This is a genomic window from Telluria sp. ZB4P36 (genome assembly GCF_059685865.1).
This window is the reverse complement of the sequence record NZ_JCASIE010000026.1, coordinates 33,157-46,410: the sequence shown is the minus strand read 5'-3', so window position 1 is coordinate 46,410 and position 13,254 is coordinate 33,157. Positions and strand designations below refer to the sequence as shown.

At 68.1% G+C, this 13,254-nt stretch carries 14 protein-coding genes; 7 read left to right on the top strand and 7 right to left on the bottom strand.

Features of this window, described 5'->3' with window-relative positions; genetic code table 11:
• Nucleotides 1-53 precede the first annotated feature (53 nt).
• The 7 genes from AC56LK_RS23120 to rsmB all read right to left on the bottom strand — a co-directional run bounded on the left by AC56LK_RS23120 (nucleotide 54) and on the right by rsmB (nucleotide 6,805).
• Entirely contained in the window at nucleotides 54-818 is a 765-nt protein-coding gene (locus AC56LK_RS23120; RefSeq protein ID WP_497186805.1) for a class II glutamine amidotransferase, read from the bottom strand.
• A 76-nt stretch (nucleotides 819-894) separates the two neighbouring features.
• Nucleotides 895-1,152, bottom strand: a complete 258-nt coding sequence (locus AC56LK_RS23115) for a BTH_I0359 family protein (RefSeq protein ID WP_027865841.1) — start codon at nucleotides 1,150-1,152, stop codon at nucleotides 895-897.
• A gap of 131 nt (nucleotides 1,153-1,283) precedes the next feature.
• Nucleotides 1,284-1,658 carry a GTPase gene (locus tag AC56LK_RS23110; protein ID WP_497186804.1) on the bottom strand — a complete coding sequence of 125 codons (375 nt, stop codon included), beginning with the start codon at nucleotides 1,656-1,658 and terminating at the stop codon, nucleotides 1,284-1,286.
• 9 nt (nucleotides 1,659-1,667) lie between these two features.
• Nucleotides 1,668-2,411 (bottom strand): response regulator, encoded by a 744-nt coding sequence (locus AC56LK_RS23105; protein ID WP_497186803.1) that lies wholly within the window; start codon nucleotides 2,409-2,411, stop codon nucleotides 1,668-1,670.
• A 66-nt stretch (nucleotides 2,412-2,477) separates the two neighbouring features.
• Nucleotides 2,478-4,787: a sensor histidine kinase gene (locus AC56LK_RS23100; protein ID WP_497186802.1), complete on the bottom strand. Its 2,310-nt coding sequence runs from the start codon at nucleotides 4,785-4,787 to the stop codon at nucleotides 2,478-2,480.
• A 5-nt stretch (nucleotides 4,788-4,792) separates the two neighbouring features.
• Nucleotides 4,793-5,356 carry a DUF4390 domain-containing protein gene (locus AC56LK_RS23095; RefSeq protein WP_436107571.1) on the bottom strand — a complete coding sequence of 188 codons (564 nt, stop codon included), beginning with the start codon at nucleotides 5,354-5,356 and terminating at the stop codon, nucleotides 4,793-4,795.
• Nucleotides 5,357-5,413: 57 nt separating this feature from the next.
• On the bottom strand, nucleotides 5,414-6,805 hold the full coding sequence (rsmB, locus tag AC56LK_RS23090; protein WP_497186821.1) for a 16S rRNA (cytosine(967)-C(5))-methyltransferase RsmB: 1,392 nt from the start codon (nucleotides 6,803-6,805) through the stop codon (nucleotides 5,414-5,416).
• A gap of 333 nt (nucleotides 6,806-7,138) precedes the next feature.
• Between rsmB and argS the strand changes: the two genes are divergently transcribed.
• From argS to AC56LK_RS23055, 7 genes are read left to right on the top strand one after another with little or no spacing between them, the layout of a single operon-like run.
• The gene (gene argS, locus AC56LK_RS23085) at nucleotides 7,139-8,890 is read left to right on the top strand and encodes an arginine--tRNA ligase (RefSeq protein WP_497186801.1); all 1,752 of its coding nucleotides are present in this window, start codon (nucleotides 7,139-7,141) and stop codon (nucleotides 8,888-8,890) included.
• 7 nt (nucleotides 8,891-8,897) lie between these two features.
• The gene (locus tag AC56LK_RS23080; protein ID WP_497186800.1) at nucleotides 8,898-9,572 is read left to right on the top strand and encodes an SPOR domain-containing protein; all 675 of its coding nucleotides are present in this window, start codon (nucleotides 8,898-8,900) and stop codon (nucleotides 9,570-9,572) included.
• A gap of 24 nt (nucleotides 9,573-9,596) precedes the next feature.
• Nucleotides 9,597-10,262, top strand: coding sequence for a thiol:disulfide interchange protein DsbA/DsbL (locus AC56LK_RS23075; protein ID WP_497186799.1), 666 nt, complete (start codon nucleotides 9,597-9,599; stop codon nucleotides 10,260-10,262).
• The gene (locus AC56LK_RS23070) at nucleotides 10,259-11,053 is read left to right on the top strand and encodes an SDR family oxidoreductase (protein WP_497186798.1); all 795 of its coding nucleotides are present in this window, start codon (nucleotides 10,259-10,261) and stop codon (nucleotides 11,051-11,053) included. Before AC56LK_RS23075 ends, AC56LK_RS23070 begins: the two co-directional genes overlap by 4 nt.
• Nucleotides 11,050-11,814, top strand: a complete 765-nt coding sequence (locus AC56LK_RS23065; RefSeq protein WP_497186797.1) for a biotin--[acetyl-CoA-carboxylase] ligase — start codon at nucleotides 11,050-11,052, stop codon at nucleotides 11,812-11,814. The genes AC56LK_RS23070 and AC56LK_RS23065 overlap by 4 nt, the downstream gene beginning before the upstream one ends.
• A gap of 2 nt (nucleotides 11,815-11,816) precedes the next feature.
• Nucleotides 11,817-12,542, top strand: a complete 726-nt coding sequence (locus AC56LK_RS23060; protein WP_497186796.1) for a type III pantothenate kinase — start codon at nucleotides 11,817-11,819, stop codon at nucleotides 12,540-12,542.
• A 13-nt stretch (nucleotides 12,543-12,555) separates the two neighbouring features.
• The gene (locus tag AC56LK_RS23055; protein WP_497186795.1) at nucleotides 12,556-13,248 is read left to right on the top strand and encodes an SPOR domain-containing protein; all 693 of its coding nucleotides are present in this window, start codon (nucleotides 12,556-12,558) and stop codon (nucleotides 13,246-13,248) included.
• Nucleotides 13,249-13,254: the final 6 nt, after the last annotated feature.

Genomic DNA, 13,254 nt, shown 5'->3' with positions numbered 1-13,254 from the left:
GATCGTGTGGTGTATTAACACTAATTTATTAGCGGAACGATAAGCCTTCGTCCTCATTGCGGCAGGCCGTCCACGAACAACTTCAGTTCCCCGGGCGCGAACTGGGTCCAGGTTTCGTTGTTGGTCAGCGGCTCGGTGACGATGATGGCGACCCGGTCCTTCGGCGTCGTCACCTGCGAAAAGTCGACCGACAGGTCTTCGTCCGCCAGGCAGGCGGCGGCGAAGGGATACTGGCGCACGATGTAGCACAGCTTGGTCGAGCAGTGCGTGAACAGCGCCGTCCCGTCCGACAGCATCATGTTGAAGGTACCGTGCGCGGCAATCTGCGGCACCAGGCGCTCGAGTGCCGTGCGCAGGTCCGGCAAGGCGGGCGCGGTGTCGCCGAAGGTATTGCGCAATTCCTGCATCAGCCAGCAGAAGGCCAGTTCGCTGTCGGTGTTGCCGACCGGGCGGAAGGGGCCGTGCAGCGTGGGCGAAAAATCCTTCAGGTCGCCGTTGTGGGCGAACACCCAGTAGCGGCCCCACAGTTCGCGCACGAAGGGATGGCAGTTCTCGAGCGCGACCTGGCCTTGCGTGGCCTTGCGGATATGGGCGATGACGTTGGTGGACTTGATCGGGTAGCGCTTGATCAGTTCGGCGATCGGCGAGGCGATGGCGGCTTGGTGGTCGACGAAGTGGCGGACTCCCTTGCCTTCGAAGAAAGCGATGCCCCAGCCGTCGTGGTGGGTGTCGGTGCGGCCGCCGCGGTGGGCGAAACCGGTGAAGGAGAAGACGATGTCCGTGGGGACGTTGCAGTTCATTCCGAGGAGCTGGCACATGCGCGCAGCTTACCACGCCAGAGGTGCCGTTAGCGCCACTGCCCCCTCGAAACAGGCAGCGGCTCTTTCCTGATGCTTAGTGCAGCACGACTGGCTGACTCATCAGGGTGTCGTAGGAACCCAGGAAGTCGTCGATTTCTTCCATGGTCGGCTCGCTTGCGATGAGGTTGTTCACATCGCGTCGGAAAGATTGAGCCAGTTTGCCGCCGATGAACGCTTCACGCCGGCCGGCTTTGTCGACGATCTCGTATCCGCCGAAGCGCAGGGCTTCGAGGTCGCGATCCACGCCAAATTCGACGACGCTGTACTGTTCGCTGTTGTAGATCATGTTCATGATGACTCCTTCTCTCGATCAGAGTAATTGTGCAGACCAACCGCGTGGCGGCAAGCGGTTAGCTGATCACTTCGGTTAAGAGGTGGGGCTCGCTGGACCGATTTCAAGTACGCGCAATGTAAGCAGAGATGTCAGGCGTGTACGGTCGGGTTCAGTGCCAACAGCTGATCGTATGGCGCTTCTTGCAGCCACGATCGCAACTGATCAAGGTGTTCACTGCTCGCCAAACCGATGAACAGGCGTTCCGGCCCTTGGCGCAACAGTCGATTTAATGTTACACGCAAAACCAGGTTCCCGGTGCAGCACACACACCCGGGTGCGAGTCGGACAAGTCTGACAGAAGAGGAGTCGGGGATAGGTGTGCTGCCTGAAGCCAGCCCTTCGAGGATGACGGCGCTGAAGCCGTCGGGAGAGGACGGTGCAGTCTCGAGCAGCGAGGCGATGGCCGCCTCGCGCAGGGCCGCCGAGGCGCCGGCGACCAGGGTGGTCGCGACGCCGGCGCGCAAGCCGGGCAATCAGACGCCCTTCTTGGCGAGCTTGCCCGGCTCGACGCCCAGCTGCTTGAGCTTGCGGTACAGGTGGGTACGTTCGAGGCCGGTCTTCTCGGCCACGCGCGTCATGCTGCCGCCTTCGCGGCCCAGGTGGTGTTCGAAGTACATGCGTTCGAAGGCGTCGCGCGCTTCGCGCAGCGGCAGGTCGAAGGACAGCGTATAGCCGGTGCCCTCGCCCTGCGAGATCGCATGCACCATGCGCGAGCCGTTGGCCATCTGCGGCACCGGCTGGGAAAACATCGGGGTGGCTGCGGCGGTGGCCGGGCCGGCGGCGCCGTCGGGCATGGGAGCGGGTGCCGCGGCGAGCGGACGCGGCGGAACCAGCGGCGCGCGCGCCACTTCCTGCGCACGCGTCAGGCCCTGCTGCACGGCCTTCAGCAGTTTCTGCAGGGCGATCGGCTTTTCGAGGAAATTCAGGGCGCCGATGCGGGTCGCTTCGACGGCGGTATCGATGGTGGCGTGGCCGGACATCATGATGACCGGCATGGTGAGCAGGCCGTCGCGCTGCCACTCCTTGAGCAGGGTGACGCCGTCGGTATCCGGCATCCAGATATCGAGCAGCACCAGGTCGGGGGCGCCGGCGGCACGCGCCTCGCGCGCCTGCTGCGCATTTTCCGCCAGCGTGATGGCGTGGCCTTCGTCGCCCAGGATTTCCGAGAGTAATTCCCGGATGCCCATTTCATCGTCAACTACGAGTATGTTCGCCATCTTATTAACCTTCCTGATCTCTTACCCGTGCATTTGCTACGACCCGGTGCGATTTTATGCCCTCTTTTATATTTCGGACAAGTTCGCCTCAGGGGCTAACTTTAACAGCAAAATGAATACCGACGCGCCACATCCGTCCGCCCGGTTGCCGATATCGATCCGGCCACCGTGTTCGTCGATGATCTTTTTCACCATCGGCAGGCCGAGGCCGGTGCCGCGCGCCTTCGACGTGACATAGGGCTCGAAGGCGCGCGCCAGGATGCGCGGCGAGAAGCCGGGGCCGTTGTCGGTGATCGCCAGCCGCACCGCGGTGCCGGCGGCGCCGTCCGCGCCCTCGTAGTGGATGGCTTCGGTGGTGACGTCCACCCGCGGCACCGGGGCATCGGGGCCGCGGTCGACCAGCGCGTCCTGGGCATTCTGCACCAGGTTGTGGATCACCTGGCGCAGCTGGGTGGCGTCGCCCATCACCTGCGGCAGATCCGGCGCCAGCGCGGCATGGATCACGTCCGAGCCGTCCTCGGCCAGGTAAAGCTGCAGGATCTCGTTGATCAGGCCGTTCAGGTCGAGCGGTTCCAGCACCGCCGGCGGCGTGCGCGCATAGTCGCGGAAGTCGTCCACCATGCGCTTCATGGCGTCGACCTGGTTGACGATGGTGGTCGTGCTTTTCTTGAGCAGTTCGGCTTCATGGGGCGGCAGGCTCGATTCCAGCTTCATCTGCAGGCGCTCGGCCGACAGCTGGATCGGGGTCAGCGGGTTCTTGATCTCGTGCGCCAGGCGGCGCGCCACTTCGCCCCAGGCCACCGAACGCTGGGCCGAGATCACGTCCGAGATATCGTCGAACACCACGATGAAGCCGCTGCCGGTGCCGACCGGCAGGCGCGAGCCGCGCGCCAGCAGCGTGATGTCGTGGTCGTGCTCGTCGCCACTGCCGCGGCGCGGGATCTCGATCTGCTGCTGCCAGTGGGCGCGCCGGCGCCGGTCGGCGCTGGCCGCGCTCTGGGCGCTCTGGGCCGAGATCGCGCGCGTGATGCAGTTATAGAAGGTCTCCAGGCCGGCGATGCTGGCCAGCGGGCCGGCCAGCGCGCCCGGCTCCACCTGCAGGATGCGGTAGGCGGCATCGTTCGAGTTCACCACCCGTCCTTCGGCATCGAGCACGATCACGCCCGCCGACATATTCGCCAGCACCGACTCCAGGTGGGCCTTGGCGTTCTGCAGCGCCATGCGGTTGCGCTCGACCGCGCTGCGCGCCTCGAACAGCTGGCCGGTCATCGCATTGAACGAGCGCGTCAGGGTGCCCAGTTCGTCGTTGGTCTCGACGGTCGGACGCGGCGACAGGTCGCCTTCGGCCACCGCCTGCGTGCCCTCGGCCAGCACCAGCAGGGGCTGCGCCAGGTTGCCGGCCATGAGGAAGGCGCTGCCGATCGCCCCGAAGATCGCCAGCAGCAGGGTCAGGGTCAGCGTCTCGATGTACATCTTGCGCAGGCCGGTGCGTTGCAGCGAGCGCGAGCGGTATTCCTCGGAGGCGCTGCCCAGCACCACCGCATTCGAGGCCAGGTTGACCGGCACCGACTGCAGCAGCTGCAGGTAGCGCGGCTCCACCCCGGCCGCCTCCGGCACCGCCAGCAGCACCCGCAGGCGCAGGCCGGTGGCCGCATCCAGGCCGCTCTCGCCGTTCTGGCCGTTCTGCGCGGTGACCTCGCGGTTGATGGTCCCTTCGGGGCGCGCATAGCCGCCCGGCAGGGCGGCCGACTTGAGCATGTCGGGGGTCGGCTTGTCCAGCTCCAGGTTGGCGTTGCGGTCCTGCGAACTCGAGGCCAGCAAGGTGCCGTCGGCGGTCATCAGCATGGCGCTCTGCAGGCCGCTGATGTCGTTCACCAGGCCGCTCAGCACGCCCTGCACCATCACCGCATCCTGGCCGGCCAGGGTGGCGGCAGCGGTCTGGCCGGTGGCGCCCAGTTCGGCCACCGCTTCGTCGAGGGCGGCACGGCCCAGGTTCAGGCCGGATTCGATCGCGGCCTCGATCTTGACGTCGAACCAGGAATCGATCGAGTGCGAGACGAAGCGCACCGACACCATGAAGACGACCAGCCCCGGCAGGATGCCGATGCCGGCGAACAGCAGGACCAGCCGCGCCACCAGGCGCGAGCCGAACTTGCCGGCCTTGTAGCGCGAATACAGGCGCGCCAGCGCCACGATCACGAGGATCAGCAGGAGCGCGGCCATGCCCGCGTTCACGCCCAGCAGCCAGGTGTAGTAGCGGTCGAAGAAGCCCGAGTTGTCGGACGCCGAGGCGAGCAGGAACAGCAGGATCGAGACGATGGCGCCGCCCACCACCAGCGCGTAGCGCAGCGCCTGGTTGAACGATTTAGCCCGCATCCGGCTTACTCCGCACGGTAAGTGAAGTTCTTCCGGCTCGAGCTCAGGCGCCAGCTCGAATCATTGATGGCGTTGACCTGCAGGGGCTTGGACAGGAAGTCGCGGTCCATGAACATGCGCACCGACACGTTGTAGACCTCGCCCTGCTTGAGCGCCCCCTTGGGCGCGATCAGCCAGCGCGCGGGACGCCGGATCAGCGACAGGGCGTCGTCGAGGGTCGTGAAGGGCTGCGGCACGCTGCCGCCGATGGTGACGATGTACTGGCGCGTCAGCATGTCGTAGGAGATGCCGATGGTGCGCTTGGAGAACACGGCCTTCTCGTCGCGCCACCACCAGCGCGGGCGCGTCATTTCGATCTCGGTGGTGAAGTGCAGCTTGATGCCGTGCTGGACCGCGTCCTGCAGCTCGTGGTTCAGGTCGAAGGCGAAGGCGGTATTCAGGCGATAGCCGTCTTCGCTGGTCTGGATTTCGACCTTGGTGATATCGATGACCTCGGCCGCCCGTGCCTGCGAACACGCGAAGACCAGCAGCAGCTGGCAAGCGAGGAGGCAAAGAAATCGTAACGTCACGGGTGCGCCGGAGCCTAAATGGTTAAAGCCGAGTTGAAGCCGAAGTCGGGTGGATCACTACGCTGCCTTCTTCTGGAACAGCGCGTAGAACAAGCCGTCATGATCCTGCCCGGCACCGCTGGCTGGCAGCAGCTGGCCCGGCGCGTCGAGGCGGATGGCGTCGTGGCGCGCCGCAAACGCGGCAGCCTGCGCCTCCGATTCCTGGGGCCAGAGCGAACATGTCACAAACAACAATTTACCATTGGGCAGCAGCATCTGCCAAAGGTTGTCGAGTATTTTGGCGGAAAGTGTTGCAAGTTGGAGCGTGTCCGACTTGCGGCGCAGCCAGCGAATGTCCGGGTGGCGGCGCACGATGCCGGAGGCCGTGCAGGGCACGTCGGCCAGGATGCGGTCGAAGGGACGGCCGTCCCACCAGCCGCTGTCCTGGGCCTCGGCCGTGATCAGCTTCGCCTCCAGTCCCAGCCGGCCCAGGTTGTCGCGGACACGCGCCAGGCGCTGCGGATCGGCATCGACCGAGGTCAGGTCGACGTCGGCCGCCTCGAGGATGTGGCCGCTCTTGCCGCCGGGCGCCGCGCAGGCATCCAGCACGCGCATGCCGTCGGCCAGGTCGAGCAGCGGCGCCGCCAGCTGGGCGCCGGCGTCCTGCACCGACACCACTCCCTCGTGGAAACCCGGAATCTGGCTGACGTTGACGGCCTGCGCCAGGCGCACCGCGGTGGGGCCCACCTGGGTCGCCTCGATGCCGGCATCGCGCAGGCTGTTCATGTAGCTGTCGACGTCCAGACGGCGGCGGTTCACGCGCAGGGTCAGCGGCGGATGCACGTTGCCGGCCGCGAGGATGGCTTCCCAGTCGGACGGATAGGCCGCGCGGGTACTGTCGATCCACCATTGCGGGTAGTTCCAGCGCGCCAGCGGCTGCCTCAGGGCTTCCGCCACCAGGGCCTCGCGCTCGCGCAGGAAGCGGCGCAGCACGGCGTTCACCATGGACTTGGCATGGGCGAAGTCGGGGTGGCTGGCGGCCGCGTTCACGGCCTGGTCCACCACGGTGAAGGCTTCGTAAGGCGGATGCGTGCCCTCGGGCGGATCGAGCAGGGCCAGCGCCGCAATCAACAGGCCGGCCAGCATCGGCGGCTCCGGCGCCTTGCTGGTCATCAGGCCCAGCAGGGTTTCGCTGCGGCCCAGCTGGCGCATGCTGCGGTAGGCGATGTCCTGGATCGCACCGCGCGCCTGCGGCGTCACGTCATAGGCCGTAAATACCCCCGCCAGGGCTTGCGGCAGCGCGCTGCCTGCGCGCACGCGCGCCACGGCATTGGCCGCCCCCACCAGGGCCAGGGCCAGCGAATCGGCCTTCAGGTCGGGACGGTAGTCGCGCTGCGGCGCCACCTTCACGTCATGGCTCGGGCGCAGGCGCGCGGGTTCGCGTACCGGCACGCGCGCGGGTTCGCGCATCGTTTCCCGTTCGGCCGACGGCCGGTAGGACGGTTTGGCCGCGGCTGCCTGGCCGCCGCCCTGGGGCCGCTCCCTGCCCTGCGGCGACGTGGAACGCGCCGGCTTGGCTTTGGGTTTCAGGGTGAGCGTCGGGCGCTTGTCGGTCATGGCAGGGTCGGTACAGTGAAAAATGGCCTTCATTGTAACGGCATAGGCTTTGGTGCCGCTTAAGTTGAACACTGAGCAAGTGCCACAACTTGCCGAGCTGAACATATTGCGCGGTGCGCCAAACCAGTATAATGGCTGCTGTTTGCCTGTCCACAGGCCCGCCATTTTTATCAGATCGACATCCCCATGCTCGCCCAACAAAAACAACAGATCGTTGCCCTGTTCCAGGCCGCCCTCGCGCCGATCGTCGCCGGCACCGACCTCATCCCCAACGTCGTGCTGGAGCGCCCGCGCGACCCGAGCCACGGCGACATCGCCTGCAACATCGCCATGCAGCTGGCCAAGCCGCTCAAGACCAATCCGCGCGAACTGGCCACCCGCCTGGTCGCCGCCCTGCTGGCCGGGCCCGGCGCCGCCGGCCTGGTCGAGTCGGCCGACGTGGCCGGCCCCGGCTTCATCAACCTGCGCGTGGCCGCCGGCGCCAAGCAATCGGTCGTCAAGACCGTGCTGGAACAAGGCGAAGCCTTCGGGCGCGGCGCTTCCGGCGAGGGCCACCACGCCATCATCGAATTCGTGTCGGCCAACCCGACCGGTCCGCTGCACGTCGGCCACGGCCGCCAGGCCGCGCTGGGCGACGCCCTCTCCTCGCTGTTCGAATCGCAGGGCCACGAGGTGACCCGCGAGTTCTACTACAACGACGCCGGCGTCCAGATCGCCACCCTGGCCACCTCGGTACAGGCGCGCGCCAAGGGCTTCCGGCCGGGCGATCTGCAGTGGCCCGAGTCGGCCTACAACGGCGACTACATCGCCGACATCGCCGCCGACTTCCTGGCGAAGAAAACCGTCTCGGCCAGCGATGGCGAGCCGGCCACCGCCTCGGGCGACGTCGAGGACATCGAATCGATCCGCCGCTTCGCCGTGGCCTACCTGCGCAACGAGCAGGACCAGGACCTGCAAGCCTTCGGCGTCAAGTTCGACAACTACTACCTCGAGTCCTCGCTGTACGCGGACGGCAAGGTGGAAGCGGCCGTGCAGGCCCTGGTCGACGCCGGCGTCACCTACGAACACGAAGGCGCGCTGTGGCTCAAGACCACCGACTACGGCGACGACAAGGACCGCGTGATGCGCAAGTCCGACGGCACCTACACCTATTTCGTGCCGGACGTGGCCTACCACATCCAGAAATTCCGCCGCGGTTTCGACCAGGCCATCAACGTGCAGGGCAGCGACCACCACGGCACCATCGCGCGCGTGCGCGCCGGCCTGCAGGCGGTGAACATCGGCATCCCGCAGGGCTATCCCGACTACGTGCTGCACAAGATGGTCACCGTCATGAAGAACGGCGAGGAGGTCAAGATCTCCAAGCGCGCCGGTTCCTACGTCACCGTGCGCGACCTGATCGAATGGTCGGGCAACGGCGACGTGACCCGCGGCCGCGACGCGGTGCGCTTCTTCCTCATCTCGCGCAAGGCCGACACCGAATTCGTGTTCGACGTCGACGTCGCCCTCAAGACCTCGGACGAGAACCCGGTGTACTACGTGCAGTACGCCCACGCCCGTATCTGCTCGGCGCTGGCCAACTGGGGCGGAGATGGAGCGCAGCTGGTCAATGCAGACCTGTCCCTGCTCGACGCGCCGCACGAAGCCAGCCTGCTGGCCAAGCTGGCCACCTACCCGGAAATGCTGGAGCGCGCCAAGCTCGAGCTGAGCCCGCACCACGTCGCCTTCTACCTGCGCGAACTGGCCGGCGAACTGCACAGCTACTACTTCGCGCACAAGTGGCTGCTCGACGACAACGAGCCGCTGAAGCTGGCGCGCCTGGCCCTGGCCACGGCTACCCGCCAGGTGCTTCGCAACGGCCTGGCCCTGATCGGCGTCTCGGCGCCGGCCAAGATGGAACGCTCAGTGGCTGAATCCTCAACCGAAACCCAATCGTAATCGCAACATGACCGCCATCCGTTCCTTCTCCCCGCTGCGCCAGCGCGGCAGCACCCTGACCGGCATCATCATCGGCCTGATCATCGGCCTGGGGATCGCGGTGGCGGTCGCGCTCGTGATCACCAAGGGCCAGTCGCCGTTTACCGACCGCTCGAACAAGATGGGCCGCCCGGCCGATCTCGAGCCGAGCCAGGCGAGCGATCCGAACAAGCCGCTGTACGGCAACCGCGACGCCGCGCGCGAAGCGAACCGCGAGATCGCCGAACGCGCCAACCGCCCGGCGCCGGCACCGGCGCCGGCGGCCGCCGAAGCCGATCCGCTGGGCCAGGCCATCGCCGGCATGCAGGGTGCGGCGCCTGCCGCGCCGGCCGCAGCACCGGCAGCGGCACCGGCGAATACGGCAGCGCCGGCACCGGCCGCCGCGGCCCCGGCCGCCGGCGGCGACGGCTACATCTACTACCTGCAGGCCGGCGCTTTCCGCGAGATGTCCGATGCGGAAAACACCCGCGCCAAGCTGGCCCTGCTCGGCTTCGAAGCCGCGATCAGCGACCGCACGACCGACAGCGGCGTGCTGCACCGCGTGCGCGTCGGCCCCTACAGCGGTCCGGAAGCCATGAACAAGGCGCGCGCCAAGCTGCTCGACAGCGGCATCGACGTCGCCATCGTCCGCAACCAGCGTTAAGCCGTCCGACCATCGAGGAACCGCATGAACCAGCTTCGCCGCCTGATCGTCTCCGCCGCACTGTTCGCCGCTTCCGGCATTGCCGCAGCCTCCCCGGCTGCTCCGAAAGAAGGCGCGGAATACCAGGCCTTGCCGGAAGCGCAGCCGACCGACAGCGGACGCAAGGTCGAGGTGCTGGAGTTCTTCGCCTATTACTGCCCGCACTGCTACGCCTTCGAGCCGCAGCTGGCCGAGTGGGTCAGGAAACAGGGCGACAATATCGTGTTCCGCCGCGTGCACGTGCCGCGCGGGCCGCAAGTCCAGGCCCAGCAGCGCCTGTTCTTCACGCTCGAGTCGCTCGGCCTGCTCGATCAGTTCCACGGCAAGGTCTTCAACGCCATGCACGTCGAGCGCCAGACCTTCGCCCAGGACGAACAGGTGTTCGACTGGGCCAGCCGCGCCGGCATCGACCGCGCGAAATTCATCGACACCTACCGCTCCTTCGGCGTGCAGGCCAAGCTGCGCCGCGCGCAGGCGATGATGGAGTCCTACCGCATCACCCACTGGCCGATGATCGCGATCGACGGCCGCTTCCTGACCTCGCCGGGCATGCTCAACGAGGCCAACGACATCAGCGGCAACGAGGCGCTGCAGGCGACCCTGCAGGTGATGGACGGGCTGGTCGCACGGGCGAAAGCAGACAAGAAATGACCCTTGTGCCGGGCCGCGCGGACCGGGTGTTCATCACCGGCGCCTCGAGCGGCATCGGCGCGGCGCTGGCGCGCGAATATGCGGCGCGCGGCGCCTCCCTCGGCCTGCTGGCGCGGCGCCGCCCCTTGCTGGAAGACCTCGCCGCCAGCCTGCCCCACCCCGAACGCCACCGCATCTATGCGGCGGACGTCACCGACCGCGAGGCCGTGGCCGCCGCGGCCGCCGACTTCATCGCGGCCAACGGCGGCGCCGACATCGTCATCGCCAGCGCCGGCATCTCGCACGGCACCCTCACCGAGCGTCCCGCCGACCTGGCGGTATTCGATGCCGTGTTCGCCACCAACGTGAACGCCACCGTGGCCACCTTCGCACCCTTCATCGCGGCCATGAAAGCCCAGCCGGGACCGTGCCGCCTGGTCGGCATCGGCAGCGTGGCCGGCATCCGCGGCATGCGCGGCGCCGGCGCCTACTGCGCCTCCAAGGCCGCGGTGCACAGCTACTGCGAATCGCTGCGCCTGGAACTGCGCGCAACGAACATCAGGGTGGTGACCATCGCCCCCGGCTACATCGACACACCCATGACCCGCAACAACCGTTTCCCCATGCCTTTCCTGATGCCCGCCGAGCGCTTTGCCGCGCTGGCAGCCAATGTCGTCGCGCGCGGCGCCGGCTACCGCGTCCTGCCCTGGCAGATGGGCGCCGTGGCCAAGCTGCTGCGCCTGCTGCCGAACGCCCTGTTCGATCCCGTGTTCGCGCGCGCGCCCACCAAGCAGCGCCAGGGGGAAGCATGAAGGCGGAACGCATCGCTTCCCTGTCGCGTGCCGGCGTGGCCGTGGAAGTCGTGCCTGAAACCGGCTCGACCAATGCCGACCTGCTGGCGCGCGCAGCTCGGCTGAGCGAACCGGTGCTGCTGGTGGCCGAGCACCAGACCGCCGGCCGCGGCCGCGCGGGACGCAGCTGGCTCTCGTCCAGCGACAACTCTCTCACGTTCTCGCTGGCCTGGAAATTCGACGGCGGCCCGCAAGTGCTGAGCGGCCTGCCGCTCGCGGTCGGCGTGGCGCTGGGTGACGCGCTGGCCCAGCTGGGCGTGCAGGTCCAGCTCAAGTGGCCGAACGACGTGCTGAAGGACGGCGCCAAGCTGGCCGGGATCCTGATCGAGACCCAGTCGGCGCCGGATGGCGGCACCTGGGCCGTGATCGGCATCGGCTTCAACCTCATCATGCCGGACGAAGTGGAAGCCCTGCTCGGCCGCAGCGCCGCCGGCGCGCCCTGGCTGGCGCGCATGGAGCGCGATGTGCTGATGGCTGCCCTGCTCGACGCCCTGGCCGAGGCGCTGCGCCTGTTCGCGCGCCAGGGCTTCGGCGCCTTCAGCGCGCGCTGGAACCTGCGCCACGCATGGCAGGGCCAGACCGTCGTCATCCTCGACAACGGACAGGTGCTGCAAGAGGGCCTGGCCGCCGGCGTCGACGACGCCGGCCGGCTGCTGCTCGACACGGCGGACGGGCGCAGCACGGTGCTGGCGGGCGACGTGTCGCTCAGGATCAAGGAGTAAGCATGCTGCTGCTGATCGACGCGGGCAATACCCGCATCAAGTGGGCACTCGCCGCGCCGGGTGCGGCGCTGGGCGCCTGGACCCTGGCCGATGCGGTGTCGCACGCCGGACTCGAAGGCGCGGCCGACCTGTGGCGCCGGAGCGGCGTGACGCGCGCCCTGATCTCGAACGTCGCCGGCGCCGCCGTGCGCGAACAGATCGCGCAGCTACTGCCCGCCGGGATCGCGGTCGAATGGTTCGCCTCCAGCGCCGAGCGCGCCGGACTGCGCAACGGCTACCGCAACCCGGGCCAACTGGGCTGCGACCGCTTCGCCGCCGCCATCGGCGCACGCGCGCTGGCGCCCGGCCAGGACCTCATCGTGGCCACCTGCGGCACCGCCACCACGGTGGATGCCGTCAGCGCCGACGGGCGCTTCATCGGCGGCATGATCCTGCCCGGCCTGGCCCTGATGGCCGGCTCGCTGGCCCGCAATACCGCCCAGCTGCCGCAAGTGACGCCCGGAGCAGCCCCGCCGCCGGTCTTCGGCGACAACACCGACGACGCCATCGTCTCCGGCGTGCTGTCGGCCCAGGCCGGCGCCATCGAGCGCGCCTGCGCGGCGCATGGCGCCGGCGCCTGCATCCTGTCGGGCGGCGCGGCGCCGTATATCGCCCCGGTCCTCAAGTTTGCGCACCGGGTGGTCGATAACATCGTGCTGGTCGGCCTGCACGCAGCGGCCGCCCCTTGAACGGAGAGCGCACTTGTTGAAATTCATATTCTGGGCCCTGCTGGCACTGAATGGCCTGATGTTCACGTATGCGCAGGGCTACCTCGGCACGCTCGACGGCGCCGAGCGCGAGCCGCAGCGCCTCAGGAACCAGCTGGCCGCCGAGCGCATGGTGCTCCTGAGCCCGGCCGAAGCGCGCGCCGCCGCCGCGGTCTCCGCGCCTGCCACGGAAGCCGCGCCCGCCGCGGCGCCGGCTCCCGAGACCATCGCCTGCACCCAGGCCGGCGCCTTCGCGGCGGCCGACGCGCGCCGCTTCGAGACCCGCATCGCGCGCCTCGCGCTGGGCGCGCGCGCGACCCGCACGACGCTACCCTTCCAGGAAATCACCAGCCACCTGGTCTACCTGCCCCCGAACGGCGGCAAGGAAGGCGCCGACCGGCGCGTGGCCGAGCTGAAGGAAAAAGGCGTCGACAACTTCTTCGTGATGCAGGGGGACTCGCCGCTCAAGTGGGCGGTGTCGCTGGGCGTGTTCAAGACCGAGGCTGCCGCGCAAACCCTGGCGGCGGCGCTCGCAAAGCGGGGCGTGCGCGGCGTGCGCGTGCTGCCGCGCGGCCCCCAGGTCACGCGCGCGGCCTGGCAGTTCCGCGACCTGACGCCGGACGAGCGCGGCCGCGTCGCCGGCATTGCCGACGATTTCGCCGGCGTGCAGCTGCGTCCCTGCCAGTGACCCCGT